Origin of the sequence: Gordonia sp. CPCC 205333, assembly GCF_048537885.1 — a bacterium.
Lineage (GTDB): Bacteria > Actinomycetota > Actinomycetes > Mycobacteriales > Mycobacteriaceae > Gordonia.
On record NZ_JBCLVI010000001.1, the window covers coordinates 405,077 to 421,134 of the forward strand.

The following is a 16,058-nucleotide window of genomic DNA, read 5'->3' on the forward strand; positions in this document are numbered from 1 at the left end:
CAACAAGAGTATGTGACAACAAGAAAGTGAAGGAGGTGACGTCTGATGGCACCACAGCGTGAATGGCTGGAGAAAGACTTCTACAAGGACCTGGGCGTCGCTTCTGACGCTTCGTCCGATGAGATCCGCAAGTCCTATCGCAAACTGGCGCGCGAATTGCATCCCGATGCCAACCCGAATGACAGCGCGGCAGAGGATCGTTTCAAACGCGTATCCGAAGCACACAGCGTGCTGTCCGATCCGGAAAAGCGCAAAGAGTACGACGAGACGCGCGCGGCATTTGCTGGCGGCCGATTCCGCGGAGGGAGCGGATTCGGCGGCGGTGGTACCACGTACACCTCCGGCGGCGGTGGCGATTTCAATATCGGCGACCTATTCGGCAATGCCGGGGCAGGCGACGCCGGTGGTGGCCTCGGCGATCTGTTCGGTGACCTCTTCGGCGGTGGCGGCGGGCGCGGTTCGCGTCCGTCGACGTCGACGAGCAGGCCGCGTCGCGGTAACGACCTGGAGAGCGAAACCACTCTCTCGTTCCGCGACGCCGCGTTGGGCACCACGGTCAGTCTTGCGCTGACAAGTCCGTCGCCGTGTACGAAATGTCATGGCAGTGGCGCGAAACCGGGTACCAGTCCACGGGTATGCCCTACCTGTAACGGCTCCGGATTCGTCAGTCGCAACCAAGGGGCCTTCGGGTTCAGTGAGCCGTGCCAGGACTGCCAGGGCACCGGATCGCGGATCGACGATCCGTGTGATGACTGCTCAGGCAGCGGTGTGCTGGTTCGTACCCGCACCATCAATGTGCGCGTACCCGCAGGCGTCGAGGACGGTCAGCGTATCCGCCTGGCCGGTCAGGGCGAGGCCGGTATGCGTGGCGCACCGTCGGGTGACCTCTATGTGGTCGTGCACGTGCGGCCGGACAAGATCTTCACTCGTACCGGCAATGACCTGAAAGTTCAGCTGCCGCTGACTATTTCAGAGATGGTGTTGGGCGCGACGATCTCAGTTCCGACACTCGACGGGACGGTCGGGGTGAAGATTCCGGCCAACACATCCGACGGTCGTACCCTGCGGGTGCGTGGTCGGGGCGTGCCGAAGAGGTCTGGTGGAGCGGGCGACCTATTGGTCACCGTCAAAGTGGCCGTGCCGCCTAAACTCGATGACGAAGCAGTCGAAGCAATGAAGAAGTATGCCGAGGCCGAGAAGGCCTCCGGCTTTGATCCACGAGCGGGATGGGGTGCGTGATAGATGGACTCGCAATCCCACGAGGCGGCCACCTTTCTGATTTCGGTGGCCGCCGAGCTCGCGGGCATGCACGCTCAGACGCTGCGGACCTATGACCGGCTAGGGTTGGTCACTCCGCAGCGTACGAGCGGAGGTGGCCGTCGCTACTCCTCGCGCGACGTCGAGCTCCTCCGCGAGATCCAGCGACTCTCGCAGGATGAAGGTGTCAACCTGGCGGGGATCAAACGCATTATCGACCTCAGTCATGAAGTCGAGCGACTGCGCATCCAGGTCGCTGAGTTGGCCGATGCGCTCGACACCGCGCGCAGCCGCCCCCGGGGCGATCTGGTCCCTGTGCCACGCACCAATGCGCTGGTGGTGTGGCAACCGCGCACCGGCAAGCGTCGCGGCTAGCACGAGCTGCGGTTCGCATCAGGTATTGACCGGGGTGCTCATCGTGAATCGCCGGGCGCCTTGACGGCGAACCATGCGAGCTGCCGACGACTGCCATCTCGCTTCCGCCAGGTCACCGGTCCGAGGAATACTCCTGGTGAGACTTCGCGCAGCTCGTTGTACAGTTTGCGCCCCAATGCCGAATTGCCGGAGTGGTCGTAGTCGAAAATAATGCTTTCGCGTTGATCGATGATCGATCGCTCAAAGCGAAGGTTGTATGGAAACCACTGTCGCCCGAATTGGACGCGATTTGTTCCGCTCCCGGTCTTCCCGTCGGCGTCCCAGGTAAGTGACTTCCCCACCCAAGGCGAGAATCTGCTCCCCGCGACCGCACGAATCGCGCGTGCGATTCGGCCACGATCCGCGCCGCGAACAGCGAGAGCTCTGCCGGCGGCCTCATTGCCCAGGGCTGCCAGCGAGGCCGGCGCCGAAGAGCTGCGGAATAGGGCGTCGAGCGCCGCATAGTTGAGCTGCGACAGCTGGTCGAGTGTTATGGCGCCAGTTGTCTCGCCTGAAGCTTCCGTTGAAATATCACGATCTGACATGACTGAGTCCTCCTGAGGTTGTTTGCGGTGCGAACGCGTCCGACCTGGGCGCTCGGGATTCGGTCATGCATCCCGGGCTGATACCGCAGTTCCAAGTTGATCGCTGTTCATAATTAGAACACTGTTCAAAAACCAGCAAAAGGGGGACGGTCTATGAGGTCTGCCACGTCGTGACTCAGTCGGCTGTATTCGCGCGGACAGGTAAGGTTAAGCAGCCACTTTCAAGGAGGGGCGGCAACCGATGACGGCCGATGAACAAGTTCCGAGTAGACGCGACGGGCGCCGAGCCGACACGATCGCCGAGATCAAAGAGCATGCGTGGAACCAGCTGGAAATCAAGGGGGCTGGTGGTCTATCGCTACGAGGAATCGCGCGCGACATGAAGATCTCGCCCGGTGCCCTGTTCCACTATTTCGACGGTCAGGCAGCGCTGATTACCGCGTTATGTGTGGATGCCTACGATGCGCAGGCCGACGCGCTGCAGGAAGCTATCGCAACCGCGCCAGGGCCTGTCGCGCAGTGGCGAGCGCTATGCCATGCAGTCCGTCAGTGGGCGTTGGACCAACCGGCCGCATTCACTCTTATTGCCGGAACCCCGATTCCCGGCTACTCAATGGACCCACAAGCTACCGAGACAGTCGGTCGGCGCATCTTGCTGATCGTCAGTTCGGCCTATCTCAACGCGGTGGAGACTGGCGACGCCGACCCCGCGACCACTGACGTTCCCCCGCTTACCGCGGGTCCTTTGCTGACGTATCTCGCCGGTGAATCCATACCGGAGACTGCTGTCACCGGCATCGTGCTCAATGCGTGGGCATCGATTCTGGGTTTCATTTCGGGTGAAGTGTTCGGCAGCCTGAGTCCGCTGGTGGCTGATACGGCCACCCTTTTCGAGGCTCATGTCACTACCGTGATGCGCGGTATGGGATTCCGGCATCCGATGGTCGCGCACTCGAAAGCCGACCAATAGCGCACTGATAACCTGGACAGCCGGAGGTGGGCATGGGCCACGTGTTGGGTATTGCAGTCGTCGATCGACAGATCGCGTCTGTTGTGCACGACGCGGACGGCGCGCTCCTCGCCAGCAATCTGGTAGAACTCGACGTCGAGTCACCGTCGGCGGTTGAGGCCGCCATCAATGATCTGGTGGAGTCGGTCCCTTACGAGGTCGAGTCGATCGGTCTGGCTTGTGCTGATCCACACCTGATGGAGACCCTGTCCCAGCGATTCGTCCTGAGTCCCGGTCGTCCGGGCTGGTACGACCTGGTGACGGTGACTGACGTCGCGCCGGCTCTGGCGCAAGTCGCCGTCGCCGAATCGCATCGCGCGGGGACGGTCGCCATCGTCAATCTCGACGAGAACAGCGCCCCTGCGCCCGGCCTGTCGATCGTGACCGTCGATACCGCTACTGGCGCGATCACCGCCCAGTCTGATTTCGACGCCGCGCATAAGGCGGATCAGCCGTCCGCCGTGATCGACCCGGTCGGAGCCAACACTGTCGCTGACGCCGTCGCATCGCTCCCTGGCGCCGAGGCGGTTACCTCGGTCATCTTCACCGGTCCGGGAGCGGCGCTGCCGGGTGTCGCGCCCGCGTTCGAGTACGCGATGCAGCGTCCTGTCCAGATCGCCAGTCAGCCGCTGTACTCCATCGCGTCGGGGGCGGCGGTGGTTTCCACTCAGTTGCCCGCGCAAACCTCCACTGCGCCAGACGATTACGAGCGCGCCAACCGTCGACGCTGGGTGATGATCATCGCCGCGGTCGCGGGCGCCTTCTTTGTTGCGGCGATCGCAGGAATCGCGGTTCTGTTTGGAACCGGCACCGCTCAGCGCGTTGTGGAGGGGCCGACGCTGTCGGTGACCACCGAGACGGTGACCGATACGCCGCCAGCTCGAACGGTCACGACAACCGAAGTGCAACAAGGGGATACAACGGTTCGCACGCGGACCGTCACGCCACCGCGCACCACAGTCACCCGGACTGTTCAGGGGGAGGCCGAGACGGTCACCGAGACGGAGACGGTCACTGAGACCGCACCGGCGGCTCCGAGCGTGCCCTGACGTTAGACCGGGTCGTGCTGGATGGAACTGGCGCGAACGCCGGCGATCAGCAATTGTCGGCGGGTGTTCTGGACCATATCCGGCGACCCGGCGACCAAGACCTGATGTTCGGTCCATCGACCGTCGGCGAGGGCGACCTCGACGGCTGTGCCGTACCGGTGCTCGATCGTCGAATCTTGTGGCAGCGCAGAAGCATTCAGCCACCACGGGTCGTCTTTCTCCTCCGACGCAACGACGACGCGCAGCCACGGATTGGTAGCGACCATTCGGCGCAGCACCCCGAGTTCGTATAGTTCGCCGGGATATCTAGTGCCGTAGTAGAGGGTAGTTCGCGGCGCGTCGACCCGTCGCGACATATCGGTCAGGATGGCGCGCAACGGCGCGAGGCCAGTGCCACCGGCGATCATCAATACCTCGGGGCCGTTGTACTCCACCTGCAATGTGCCGTGCGCCTGGGCGAGCGCCCAGACGTCGCCGACGCGGGTCTCCAGAATGATGGACTTACTCACCGTGCCACCTTCGACGCTGCGGATATGAAACTCTAACTCGCCCTGTGCATTCGGCGGGATGGCAGGCGAGAAGTTGCGCCAGACGCGTCGCCACTGGGGAATCTGAACCTCGAGGTACTGGCCGGATTTGTGTGGCAGCGGGGAATCGGCGAGCAGCCGGATCACCGCGACGCCCCGAGACACCCGGAATTTCTCCTCGACGCGCGCGGTCCACACCGCGGGGCCGTCGACGTATTCGGCCGCGCCGCGCATCACGCCGGTCGCCAGGTTCACTGCTTCGGTGATCGATGCTGCGGTGTCGGGGGTCCAGGCTTCGCCCAGGATGTCCGCGAATTCATCGACGACGACTTTGGCCGCGAGCGGGTAGTACTCGGGCAGGACGTCGAACTTGCGGTGATCGCGGCCGAGCTGGCCGAGGACCTCAATCAGGTCGGCGTGCCCGGCGGGCTGTGGCACCACCGCGAGAATGTGATTGATCATCTTGTGGAAGGACGCGCGCTGATGTGTCATCGACGCCGGGTAGAGCTCCCGGAGATCTGGACGTATCGCGAAGAGGCGGGCGAAGAAGTGGCGCGTGAAAGTCGCGGGGTCATCAGCAATGCGCTGGCGTAGATATTCAATGGGATTGCCTTCAGGATTCGACATTTCCAAAAGCCCTCCTTCCAGTTCGTGGCGTGCATGCCGTCTCGACTTTAGTCTGCCTTGCCGAGCCACGTCCAAAGCCGCGTAATGACCGATATGAGGCGGTCCGATGGCAGATGTGGCACGCTCAAACAATGCAGGTGTTGGAGGGGGTTGTGTCGGGAGTGGTCGACGCACATGCCCATTTCTGGAATCCGGCGCGCACCCCGTGGGCCGCAAACCGCCTGTCCCGCGCCTATCGGTTCATGCCGAGTGCGGTGGGTGATCTGGTCTTCGCCGCGGCGGTGCCGCAAGCCGATCGAGAGTTCGCGCTCACCCCGCGCAACGTCGCTCGCACGTATGAGCCGACACAATACGAACACGATGCGCATTCGGTGCGGCAAGCTGTCGGAGTGCCGGTGGAGTCGGTGGTGTTCGTGGAATCCCATTGGCGCGCAGGCGATCACAGTGGCGTTGACGAAGCGCGCTATGTCGCGCAATTGCCTTTTGGTCGCGACGGTGCGCCAAAACTGGGAGCCTTTGTCGCTCACGTGGACCCGCGACACCACAACGTCACCGCACAACTGGATCTGATCGGCGCTGCCGTTCCGCAACTGCGCGGAGTGCGGCTGATGGGCGCGCGACATTCCGACCCCAAGGTGCGTGATTGGATCGACGCCGACGCTGTGCTGATCTCACCGGACTTCCTCGACGGTTTTCAGCGGATCGCGGAGCGGGACTTGGTATTTGAGACCTTCGTGTATTCGCATCAGCTCTACGACGTGGTCAGTCTTGCCCGAGAATTTCCGGACACGCCGATCGTGGTTGATCATCTTGGGGTCCCGGTCGGCGTGTTCGGTCCAGTCGGCTCTCGAACTGGAGTGACCGCCGCCGCGCGGGCGGATGTGCTGCGACTGTGGCGGGAGCGGACCGCGACACTGGCACAGAATCGCAACGTGGTGATGAAGTTGTCCGGGTTGGCTTTTCCCCTCCTCGGCTACGGCCGAATGCCGTCGGGGAATATCGGCAGTCAGGCGACATTGCAGGAGATGATCACTCCGATCGTCGACCATCTTCTACTGCATTTTGGTGCCGAGCGGCTCATATTCGGTAGCAACTTTCCGATCGACAAGCCAAACGCGTCACTGGCGAATATCATCGCCGGGCTGGCCGAGATACTTGCTCCACATGGAGATGCTCTGTTGCGCAGGGTTTTTCGGGACAATGCGCGCCGCATTTATCAGATCGATTCGCCCTAGGTTCGCGAGGCAATGTGCTGACCGCGACGACGAGCGCGATGCTCACCAGCGATATCGGCACCAAATAGGCCAGCGCGACCCATTGGCCGGTCGATGCGCCGCCGGTCGTGGTGATCGACAGTGTCGTCGCGAGCGCTGCTGCGCCCACCGCTGAGAAGAGCTGACTGTTGGTATTGAGAAGCGTCGAGCCCGACGGCACGTCGGCGTCGGGAAGCTTCCGGGTGGAAGCCGTCATCAGCGGCATCATCGTTGCTCCGGCGCCGAGGCCGATCAACACGCTCACCGTCGCCAGAACGGGATACGGTGCGTCGGTGGCGATGCACAGGGCAACGGCGACGTACCCGGCGAGTGCTGCCGTTATCCCCAGCAGGGCGATACGGCGCGGATCGATGCGATCGACGAGTCGGGTTGCGATCTGCAGGGTGATGGCTGAGACGAGGGCCTGCGCGATGGTCAACGTGCCAGCAACCGTCGCGGTGTCGCCGCGCACCTGTTGTACGTAAATCGGCAAAGCGATCATCGATCCGAAGTATGCCGCGGTGAACGGAGCCAGCGTCGCCAAAGCGGACCACATCGGCCGACGGCGCAACAGTCGGGTATTCAGCAGTGGAGTTGAGATACGTTGTGCGCGTTGAACAAATCTGAGGATCAGGGCGATGCCGCCGGCGGCTGCGGCCAGCCCGATCGGGTCGGTGATATCACCGGTTTCGCCGAGGCGAGAAACTCCGGCGACGACGAGAACCGCGCCAGGTGGCAGGGTTAGAAGGCCCCGCCAATCGATGACGGTGACCTCGGCGGTTTGTCCGCTGGGAAACAGTCGCGCGGCGCACAGGATGGCGACCAGCCCGATCGGCAGGTTGATCAGGAATAGCGCCCGCCAGCCGACCGAATCGACGATGACGCCACCAAGTGTTGGTCCCAGGACAGGGCCGACGAAGAGCGGTAAGCCGAGGATTGCCATCACTTTGCCACGGTTGGCTATCTCGACCGAGCGGATGACGATGGTCATGCCAACCGGTGCGAGCAGACCGCCGCCGAAGCCCTGCACCGCGCGGAATGCGATGAGACTGCCGATATTCCACGCCAATCCGGCGAGCACCGATCCCCCGACGAAGAACACCAGCGCGGTCAAGTAGGTGCGCTTATCGCCGAACCGGCCGACTAGCCAGGCAGAGGTGGGCATTACCGCGACCAGCGCGAGCGTATAGCCGGTCATCACCCACTGAACCGTGCTCAACGTTGTGCCGAATGTGGTTGTCAGGGTTGGGATGGCAATGGCGGTCACCGTGACGTCGAACATCACCATGAGTGACCCGAGGGCGACGACGAATGCCATTTTGCGTGCGGTGGTGGTCATGGGAACGATCATTCAAGTTAAAGTTCACTTGAAGTCAAGCGTTGATTTGGCGGTACAGTGATCGGGTGACCGCGCAGCATTTGGAACTGACGGTCGGTGAACTCGCCGACCGCTCCGGTGTTGCGACGTCGGCGATCCGCTACTACGACGATTTGGGGCTCATCTTCAGCCGCCGCACGTCGGGCAATCAGCGTCGGTACCACCGCGCGATGCTGCGTCGCGTCGCGTTCATCAAAGCCTCGCAAGCCGCTGGCATCCCACTGTCGGAGATTTCAGAAGTGTTGAGTGCATTGGGATCTCGCGAATCCCCCACGCCAAAGATGTGGGAGCAGGCCTCGCGACGATGGGTAGCCGATCTCAACCGGCGGATCGAATTGCTTGAGCGAATGCGCGACCTGATGGGCTCGTGCGTCGGCTGCGGCTGTCTGTCGATGACCGACTGCCGACTACTCAACCCACATGACGAGATGGCGAAACAGGGCCCCGGGCCGCACCGGCTGATGGATGGGTTGGCGTAGTCGTTCAGACGACGTAGCCATCGGCTACGTCGAGTGCTCGGTCCAGGATTGAAAGTCCTTCGCGCACTTCGTCTTCGGATACGTTGCAGGGTGGCACCGCATGAATCCGATTGTAGTTGGCGAAGGGCAGCAGCCCATTGTCCTTACACGCGCCGACCACGGCAGTCATCGCCGGACTCGATGCCCCGTAGGGTGCGAGCGGCGTTTTGGTTACTCGGTCGGTCACGAGTTCGATCGCCCAGAACACGCCTATCCCGCGGATATCGCCGACGCTGCGATGTCGCTGCGCGAGTTCGCGTAATCCAGGACCGAGTACGTCGCGACCGATACGCGCGGCGTTCTCGACGATGCCTTCGGACGCCATCGCCTCGATGGTGGCCACGGCGGCTGCGGTCGCCAGGGGATGACCGGAGTAGGTCAACCCGCCCGGATATGCGGTATCGGCGAACGTCGCCGCGATGGCGTCGCTGATGGCGACACCGCCGAGCGGAACGTAACCCGAGTTCACTCCCTTGGCGAAGGTGATGAGGTCGGGTATCACCGGGCCGTCTGCCGTATCAAAGTTGTTGATGGCAAACCACTTTCCGGTCCGCCCGAATCCGGCCATTACTTCGTCGGCGATGAAGACGATGCCGTAGCGGTCGCAGATCCGGCGAACGCCGGCCAGATACCCCGGTGGCGGAACCATGATGCCCGCAGTGCCGGGGACCGACTCGAGGATTATCGCCGCGATGGTGTCGGGTCCCTCCATCGCGACTGTTCGCTCGAGGTGCTCAAGTGCTCGCTCGCACTCCTGTGCCTCGTTCTCGGCATGAAAGACGCTGCGGTACAAGAACGGTCCGTCGAAGCGGACCACGCCGCTATTTCCGTAGTCGTTGCGCCAGCGTCGAGGATCGCCGGTCAGATTGATCGCGGTGTCGGTGCCTCCGTGATACGAGCGGTAACGCGCCATCACCTTGTATCGGCCGGTATGCAGCCGGGCCATCCGCACCGCGTGCTCGACGGCATCGGCGCCGGCGTTGGTGAAGAACACCCGATTGAGGTCGCCGGGGGTGCGCTCGCTGATCAAACGCGCGGCCTCCGAACGCGCGTCGTTGACATACTGCGGCGCGATGGTTGCCAACTTCGCGGCCTGGGCGGCGATGGCCGCGGTCACCGTGGGGTGCTGATGTCCGATGTTGGTGTTGACAAGTTGTGAGGAGAAGTCGAGCAGTTTGCGTCCTTCGCCGTCCCACACGTATGAGCCGGCGGCGGCGATGATTGTCATCGGCTCGATCTGCTTCTGCGCGGACCACGAGTGAAAGACGTGCTTGCGGTCCAGCTCATATGCTCGGCGCCCGGCGGCGATGGCGTCATCGAGGTTCATACCCAGCGTCCCTTCAAGTGCGGTGAAGGTGAAATCTACACCGGCCGATCAACTTGGCGTCGAAACTATCAATGTGATATCACTTTGATAGGTCGCCAAACGGCGGCCGAAACTTGGGAGGTACACATGGAACTCCGTCAGGCCGTTCGCTGGAACGGATTCGCGGTGCTGTTGCCAGGGTTTGTGGTGCTGGTGGCAGCGGTTGCCGGATTAGTGCTGGGCATTGTCGACTTCGCCAACAATGACGCGGTCGGTTCGTTGGTCGGCGCCATCGTCGCTGGCATCGTCGCGCTTGTCATCCTCGCCGTGGCGACTGGACTCACGATCGTCAACCCCAACGAAGCCAAAGTGATCCAGTTCTTCGGTCGCTACGTCGGATCGGTAAGCGAGCCAGGCTTCTTCGCGGTTCTCCCGCTAACCGATCGGCGCAGTATCTCGCTGCGTGTGCGCAACTTCGAGACGCAGAAACTCAAAGTTAACGATGCCGACGGGAACCCGGTGGAGATCGCCGCAGTGGTGGTCTACCGCGTGACCGATAGCTTCAAGGCCGCGTTCAGCGTCGACGATTACGAGGAGTTCGTCGAGACCCAGTCCGAGGCTGCGGTGCGGCATCTGGCGACCACCCGTCCCTACGACTCGCATAACGAAGAGCGAATGAGTCTGCGCGACGGCGCTCAGGTTGCCGAGGAAATGACCGACGAACTTCGCGAACGTACCCAATCCGCCGGTATCGAGGTCATTGAAGCGCGTATCACGCATCTCGCGTACGCCCCCGAGATCGCACAGGCAATGCTGGTTCGCCAGCAGGCCGCCCAGGTGGTGGCCGCGCGCGCACAGATTGTCGAGGGCGCGGTCGGAATGGTCGGGTTGGCGCTGGACCGGCTGTCCGAGCAGGGAGTCGTCGAACTCGACGAGGAGCGGCGTGCCGCGATGGTCTCGAACCTACTGGTGGTGCTCTGCGGTGACCGTGCCACTCAACCGGTGGTCAACGCGGGTACGCTCTACGCCTGATGACGCCCGAGCGCACAGCGCAGCCACCGCCGCGCCGTCGAAAACGAGAGCCGAAAAAGGTTTTGCTGCGGCTTGATCCGGCCGTCCATGAAGCACTCGCCAAATGGGCGGCCGACGATCTGCGCAGCGTCAATGCGCAGATCGAATACGCGCTCCGTCGAGCGCTCGATGAGGCTGGCCGGGCGCCTAAGAAGTAGGTGTTCGGCGTGGCTCGGTGACGACCGCCAGCGAGGTTGGCGTTGACCGATTGAATTCGGCGAAGATGAATCCCGTCCACTGGTCGTGGTCGAGTACCGCAGCGACTGTGGTGCCGGCGGCGATGTATTTTCGGCCGCGCGCATTATCAAGGGCGGCAACGAGTTCCGTCGCTGAGTCGAGTAGACGGCCGTTGACTGTGGTGGGGACGGATGACTCGACGGTGCGGCCGGCGATTTGGTGTTCGGACGTTGACGCGCCCTCGATTAGTTCGCGAAGTGTGTCGACGGCGTGATGTCCGGGACGTCGGAACGCGGTGAGGAAGCCTCCGGTGCCAGCGACACCCTGGTTACGCAGCATCGCCGCGGAGAGTGCGACGGCGACCGGAACCGCCGCGAGGCCATTGCGGACAAGTGCTCCGATCATTGGCGACAACTCCCAGTAGGCGCGGAGTTGCGACACTCGCAGGGCATCTTGGTCGACGGCGATGTCGTAGCGCAGGATCGCCGGGACGTCGATCGTCACCGACGTAGCTAGTCGCACCGCGAGCGTGACGTCGCGGTACACCGACTGGCCGGATACGACGTCTGCGTCAGAGGAGAAGGCGATTTCGCGAGGGGCGATGAACGTGTCGTAGAACTTGCCGAGTGCGTCTCGGCCCCGGTGCGGACGCGACCCGACCGGGTCGATCACGGTGCCGTCGTCGGTGAACAGGTTCAGCCATGCGGTGCGATCGTGGGCCGCGGTCGCGTCGGGTGATCGGAGCGCCGTGGCCAATAGAGCGGATCTATCCGCCGGTCTTGTCATGGGTCGATATTAGAACTTGTTCTAGCGTGCGTGGCGATAGAGCTGAGACTGGCTGGCGGCACGCCGGCCGGTGCGAGCCGCGCAGGAGGTGGCTACTACCGCGGACACGAGTGAGATTGCCACCAATTCACAAGCGATCCAACGGATCTCGACGATATCCTTTGCGTAGAAATTGCCGAGAACCAGAAATAATGCGCCGACGGCGGATAGGACGCCGACAATCGCGGCGGGCCACATCGCCCGAGTCTCCAGGTGATGCTTCTCGTCGATCAATTCAGCCTCGGCTATCGACGGCCGGCGGATTCCGGCGTCGAGGTGTGAGACCGCGATGAAGAAATGTGGATCGCGCACGGGCGCGGTGGATCGACGATAGGACACGGCCCACGCCGTTACGGCTATCGCCGCGACGATCCACCCTAGCGTAGTCATGGTGCATCCTGTCGCTCGGAAAGTTCTTGCAGCACAGCCTTTTCAGATCGAGTATGCTCGCGTTGCTGAATTTCTGCCAGCCGTTGTTCGGCTGGTGGGTCGGCCAGCAGCAATGTCCCGGCTCCCGGAGAACCAGCCGATCCGAGTTTGTTCATTCGTTTGGGTAGAGCCGTCCCCTGATAGGGGAGTGGGATCGGGTGGCCGCGGTCGTCGACCGGGCCGAGGGGTTGATGGATCTCGACGTACTCACCTTGCGGCAGACGTTTGATGATGCCGGTCTCGATGCCGTGTTCGAGCACCGCGCGGTCCGCGCGTTGCAGTGCCAGTGCCCAGCGATACGCGACGAAGTAGGCAAGCGGCGGAACAACGATCAGCCCGATCCGGCCGGCCCAGGTAGTCGCGTTCAGGGATACGTGGAACTTCAGTGCGATGACGTCGTTCATACAAGCAAGGGTGAGGATGAGATAGAACGACACCGCCATCGCGCCGATGCCGGTCCGCACCGGCACATCCCGTGGCCGCTGCAACAGATTGTGATGAGCGCGGTCGCCGGATAATCGTTTCTCGATCCACGGGTAGGTCAGCATCGAGGTGAAGATCAGGCCGATCACCAGGACGCCCCAATTCGATGCCGGCACAGTGTAATCGCCCAGGTACACCTCCCATGCGGGCATCAATCTGAGCAGCCCGTCAGTCCACATCATGTAGATATCGGGCTGAGATCCGGCCGAGACGTGAGCCGGGTTGTACGGCCCTAGCACCCAGACCGGATTGATCTGGAAGATGCCGGCCATAATGGCCACCACTCCGAAGGCGATGGCGAACAGAGCGCCGGCCTTGGCGGCGAAGATCGGCATAATCCGCACTCCCACAACGTTTTTCTCGGTGCGGCCCGGCCCGGGGAATTGGGTGTGCTTCTGGTACCAGACCAGGGCGAGGTGCGCGCCGATCAGTGCGAGGATGATGGCGGGGAACAACAGGACGTGGATGACGTACATGCGCGGGATGATGATGTCGCCGGGGAAATCGCCGCCGAATAGTGCCCAGTGAACCCAGGTGCCCACCACCGGCAGTCCTAGCGCGCCTGCGGTGAGGGCGCGAACTCCGGTGCCGGACAACAGATCATCGGGCAGTGAGTATCCGAAGAAGCCCTCGAAAAGGGCGAGGATGAGCAGTATGCAACCGATGACCCAGTTCGCCTCACGCGGTCTACGGAATGCTCCGGTGAAGAAGATGCGAAGCATGTGGGTGACGATCGCCGCCGCGAATAGCAACGCGGCCCAATGATGTACCTGACGTACGAACAGCCCACCGCGTACCTCGAAGGAGATGTTCAAGGTGGTCTCGTATGCCTTGGTCATCATCACGCCGTTGAGCGGCTGGTATGAGCCACGATAAACGACCTCGGCCATCGATGGATCGAAGAACAGGGTCAGATAGACGCCGGAGATCAACAGGATGACGAACGCGTAGAGGGCGATTTCACCGAGTAGGAATGACCAATGGGTCGGAAAGACCTTGTTGATCTGGCGCCGTAGCCCGGCCGCCAGGTGATACCGCGAATCGACTTCGCCAGCCTGTCTGGAAATGTGGGTAGAGATGGCCATGGCCTGCTCCCAACGTGCAGATTGCGGCTTCTACTACAGCCGATAGTAGAACGCCGGGGTGCGTTTGGGAAGGGGCAATGACCCCACAGTCCGCTCCCACTGACTTCACAGTCTCGATCGCCATAGTGGCGTCATGGCCACAATGCTGCTCGACTCCCCAACGGCCGGGGTCGACGAAGACTCGCGCGGATCGGTACCGCATATGCCACCGCGGTGGGTCCGGTGGGGCGCACTGTCCCTGATCGTTCTGGTCGCACTGATGATCCGCTACCAGTTCGTCGACTTCGAGACGATGGACTATCGCGCGTTCCTCAGTCGCTGGTACCAGCAGATCGCCGACGCGGGTGGCTTCTCCGCCTTCAAGGAGAAATTCGCCGACTACAACTATCCCTATCTGTATCTGCTGGCGATCCTGACCTACCTGCACATCCCGGCATTACTTGGCGTGAAGCTGATTTCAGTCATCTTCGAGGTGGTGCTGGCAGTCTTCGCCTATCGGATCGTCGCGCTGAAAACCGAGCGATTCTGGTTGCGCGCCTTAGCCTTCGGACTCATGCTTCTTCTGCCCTCGGTGGTCGCGAACGGCTCGATCTGGGGTCAGGCCGATGCCGTCTACTCCGCCTGCGCGGTCGGCGGAGTCTATTTCCTAATGCGAGCTCACGCGCGTGACGAGTGGCGCCGGAACCCATTCTGGGCGTGCGTATTCTTCGGTCTCGCACTGGCCTTCAAACTTCAGGCAATCTTCGTGCTGCCGGTCCTGGCATTCCTGCTGCTGCGTCGAAAGCTGCCGTGGTACTCATTGCTCGCCATTCCGGCCGTGTATCTGCTGCTCGACGTTCCCGCTCTGGTCGTCGGAGCGCCCTGGCGAACCGTGTTGTCGGTATACCTGGATCAGACCGACTCGTACAAACAGCTCACCCTTGGTGCGGCGAATCTCTACCAACTGATACCGATCAGCGGTGATGCCACCTGGCTCGCTCACGCTGGAATAGCCTGTGCGGCAGCGATGATCGTGGCCTTCCTCGGATGGTCGGTGTGGAGCAAGCCCCCCGTGACAGCCATGACGATTCTGTTGGTGTCCACGGCCAGCGCGGTGATTGTGCCCTTTCTGCTGCCCGCTATGCACGATCGATACTTCTACATCGCCGAGATCCTTACCGTGCTGCTCGCGTTCTTCTTGCCAGTGCGGTACATGATTGTTCCGATCCTGGTGCAGGCCAGCGCGATCGGCGTCTACCACTCGTCGCTGAGTGGCGATCAGGGGCACGCGATGGGAGGGTTCGGTGGCGGGCAAGGCCATCGCGGCGGCCAAACGCCTGGCGGACATCCGGGATCGGGCGGTGGACACGGTCCCGGCAGCCGTCCCGGTGGTGGCCTGGGCGGTCCCGGCGGCGGAAGCGGTGGCTACACCTCGGGTCGCGGTGATACCGCACTGACCGTCTACGGCTCAATGATGGCCCTTGCCGTGATCAGCGTGATTTATGCCGTCGTCGACACCTTCCGTAGCTTGACGAAATCCGAATCACACTGAAGTACTCCATTTTTCGTAGGCAAATTGGCCCAATTCCGCATTCGGTCCGGGCACGAGGCTGTCATCGGTCAGCTCGGTTCCGAAGTAGGTCGCGTGTTCGTCGACGATGATCGGCCGTTGGTCGTCGTGCTGTGCCAGCACCGCCGGGATGAACTCGTGCATCGGTAGCTTCTCCGGCCCGCCGATCTCAATCGTGCCGCCGATCGGGTTCTCGAGAAGTAGTAGAACCGCTTGATCGAGAGCTTCTGTTGTCTCGGCGCCGAGCGTCGGATCCGCGCTAGTGTCAACGGGTTCCGGTAGCCAAGGGCCGAGATACGATTCGCGCGTGAGTCGGGCGGATTCCAGTGCGTTGGTGGCCAGCCGGGTAGTCACCGTGGTCAGAGCGGATTACGAATCCCGGCGCGGTCGGCCTGTTGCCAGCGCAGCCAGGTGTCGGAGACTACATCTTCGGCTTCAACAATGCTGCCGAGCATCCGGTAGGCAATGCCGAACAATCGTGGCCGCTCCTCGGTGAATACCGCGAGGGCATCGGCGAGGTGATCTGACTGGCGATTCATGTTGCCCGAGTTTACAA

The 16,058-nt window shown here is 62.4% G+C and carries 18 protein-coding genes; 9 read left to right on the forward strand and 9 right to left on the reverse strand.

What is annotated here, in order from left to right; genetic code table 11:
* The first annotated feature begins 45 nt into the window (after positions 1-45).
* Together dnaJ and AAFP29_RS01900 are read left to right on the forward strand one after the other, a co-directional pair.
* Positions 46-1,239, forward strand: coding sequence for a molecular chaperone DnaJ (dnaJ, locus tag AAFP29_RS01895; RefSeq protein ID WP_419215607.1), 1,194 nt, complete (start codon positions 46-48; stop codon positions 1,237-1,239).
* Positions 1,240-1,242: 3 nt separating this feature from the next.
* Positions 1,243-1,632, forward strand: coding sequence for a heat shock protein transcriptional repressor HspR (locus tag AAFP29_RS01900; RefSeq protein WP_419215608.1), 390 nt, complete (start codon positions 1,243-1,245; stop codon positions 1,630-1,632).
* Between the two features lie 38 nt (positions 1,633-1,670).
* Here the strand turns inward: AAFP29_RS01900 and AAFP29_RS01905 are convergent, their stop codons facing one another.
* Positions 1,671-2,216, reverse strand: a complete 546-nt coding sequence (locus tag AAFP29_RS01905) for a hypothetical protein (protein ID WP_419215609.1) — start codon at positions 2,214-2,216, stop codon at positions 1,671-1,673.
* A 241-nt stretch (positions 2,217-2,457) separates the two neighbouring features.
* Here AAFP29_RS01905 and AAFP29_RS01910 point away from each other — a divergent pair, with 241 nt between their 5' ends.
* Both AAFP29_RS01910 and AAFP29_RS01915 read left to right on the forward strand, forming a co-directional pair.
* Positions 2,458-3,186 (forward strand): TetR/AcrR family transcriptional regulator, encoded by a 729-nt coding sequence (locus tag AAFP29_RS01910; protein WP_419215610.1) that lies wholly within the window; start codon positions 2,458-2,460, stop codon positions 3,184-3,186.
* Between the two features lie 32 nt (positions 3,187-3,218).
* Positions 3,219-4,274: a hypothetical protein gene (locus tag AAFP29_RS01915; protein WP_419215611.1), complete on the forward strand. Its 1,056-nt coding sequence runs from the start codon at positions 3,219-3,221 to the stop codon at positions 4,272-4,274.
* Between the two features lie 2 nt (positions 4,275-4,276).
* Here the strand turns inward: AAFP29_RS01915 and AAFP29_RS01920 are convergent, their stop codons facing one another.
* Positions 4,277-5,428 (reverse strand): FAD-binding oxidoreductase, encoded by a 1,152-nt coding sequence (locus AAFP29_RS01920; protein WP_419215612.1) that lies wholly within the window; start codon positions 5,426-5,428, stop codon positions 4,277-4,279.
* Between the two features lie 131 nt (positions 5,429-5,559).
* On the opposite strand from AAFP29_RS01920, the gene AAFP29_RS01925 reads away from it, so the two are divergent.
* Positions 5,560-6,663 carry an amidohydrolase family protein gene (locus AAFP29_RS01925; RefSeq protein WP_419215613.1) on the forward strand — a complete coding sequence of 368 codons (1,104 nt, stop codon included), beginning with the start codon at positions 5,560-5,562 and terminating at the stop codon, positions 6,661-6,663.
* Here the strand turns inward: AAFP29_RS01925 and AAFP29_RS01930 are convergent.
* Entirely contained in the window at positions 6,560-8,020 is a 1,461-nt protein-coding gene (locus tag AAFP29_RS01930; RefSeq protein WP_419215614.1) for a DHA2 family efflux MFS transporter permease subunit, read from the reverse strand. The two genes, AAFP29_RS01925 and AAFP29_RS01930, sit on opposite strands and share 104 nt — an antisense overlap.
* Before the next feature lie 65 nt (positions 8,021-8,085).
* Between AAFP29_RS01930 and soxR the strand changes: the two genes are divergently transcribed.
* Positions 8,086-8,538: a redox-sensitive transcriptional activator SoxR gene (soxR, locus tag AAFP29_RS01935; RefSeq protein WP_419215615.1), complete on the forward strand. Its 453-nt coding sequence runs from the start codon at positions 8,086-8,088 to the stop codon at positions 8,536-8,538.
* A 4-nt stretch (positions 8,539-8,542) separates the two neighbouring features.
* Here the strand turns inward: soxR and AAFP29_RS01940 are convergent, their stop codons facing one another.
* Entirely contained in the window at positions 8,543-9,904 is a 1,362-nt protein-coding gene (locus tag AAFP29_RS01940; protein ID WP_419215616.1) for an aspartate aminotransferase family protein, read from the reverse strand.
* 126 nt (positions 9,905-10,030) lie between these two features.
* On the opposite strand from AAFP29_RS01940, the gene AAFP29_RS01945 reads away from it, so the two are divergent.
* Positions 10,031-10,915, forward strand: a complete 885-nt coding sequence (locus tag AAFP29_RS01945; RefSeq protein ID WP_419215617.1) for an SPFH domain-containing protein — start codon at positions 10,031-10,033, stop codon at positions 10,913-10,915.
* Positions 10,915-11,112 carry a toxin-antitoxin system HicB family antitoxin gene (locus AAFP29_RS01950; protein WP_419215618.1) on the forward strand — a complete coding sequence of 66 codons (198 nt, stop codon included), beginning with the start codon at positions 10,915-10,917 and terminating at the stop codon, positions 11,110-11,112. The genes AAFP29_RS01945 and AAFP29_RS01950 overlap by 1 nt, the downstream gene beginning before the upstream one ends.
* Here AAFP29_RS01950 and AAFP29_RS01955 read toward each other — a convergent pair.
* From AAFP29_RS01955 to AAFP29_RS01965, 3 genes are read right to left on the reverse strand one after another with little or no spacing between them, the layout of a single operon-like run.
* On the reverse strand, positions 11,102-11,917 hold the full coding sequence (locus AAFP29_RS01955; RefSeq protein WP_419215619.1) for a nuclear transport factor 2 family protein: 816 nt from the start codon (positions 11,915-11,917) through the stop codon (positions 11,102-11,104). The two genes, AAFP29_RS01950 and AAFP29_RS01955, sit on opposite strands and share 11 nt — an antisense overlap.
* Before the next feature lie 21 nt (positions 11,918-11,938).
* Positions 11,939-12,346, reverse strand: coding sequence for a hypothetical protein (locus AAFP29_RS01960; protein ID WP_419215620.1), 408 nt, complete (start codon positions 12,344-12,346; stop codon positions 11,939-11,941).
* Positions 12,343-13,953: a cytochrome b gene (locus AAFP29_RS01965; protein WP_419215621.1), complete on the reverse strand. Its 1,611-nt coding sequence runs from the start codon at positions 13,951-13,953 to the stop codon at positions 12,343-12,345. The genes AAFP29_RS01960 and AAFP29_RS01965 overlap by 4 nt, the downstream gene beginning before the upstream one ends.
* Positions 13,954-14,086: 133 nt before the next feature.
* Between AAFP29_RS01965 and AAFP29_RS01970 the strand changes: the two genes are divergently transcribed.
* On the forward strand, positions 14,087-15,484 hold the full coding sequence (locus tag AAFP29_RS01970) for a glycosyltransferase family 39 protein (RefSeq protein ID WP_419215622.1): 1,398 nt from the start codon (positions 14,087-14,089) through the stop codon (positions 15,482-15,484).
* Here AAFP29_RS01970 and AAFP29_RS01975 read toward each other — a convergent pair.
* Together AAFP29_RS01975 and AAFP29_RS01980 are read right to left on the reverse strand one after the other, a co-directional pair.
* Positions 15,476-15,856 carry a hypothetical protein gene (locus AAFP29_RS01975; RefSeq protein ID WP_419215623.1) on the reverse strand — a complete coding sequence of 127 codons (381 nt, stop codon included), beginning with the start codon at positions 15,854-15,856 and terminating at the stop codon, positions 15,476-15,478. The genes AAFP29_RS01970 and AAFP29_RS01975 overlap by 9 nt on opposite strands.
* 5 nt (positions 15,857-15,861) lie before the next feature.
* A complete protein-coding gene (locus tag AAFP29_RS01980) occupies positions 15,862-16,041 on the reverse strand; it encodes a sigma factor (RefSeq protein ID WP_419215624.1) in 180 nt (59 codons plus the stop codon).
* Between the last annotated feature and the right edge of the window lie 17 nt (positions 16,042-16,058).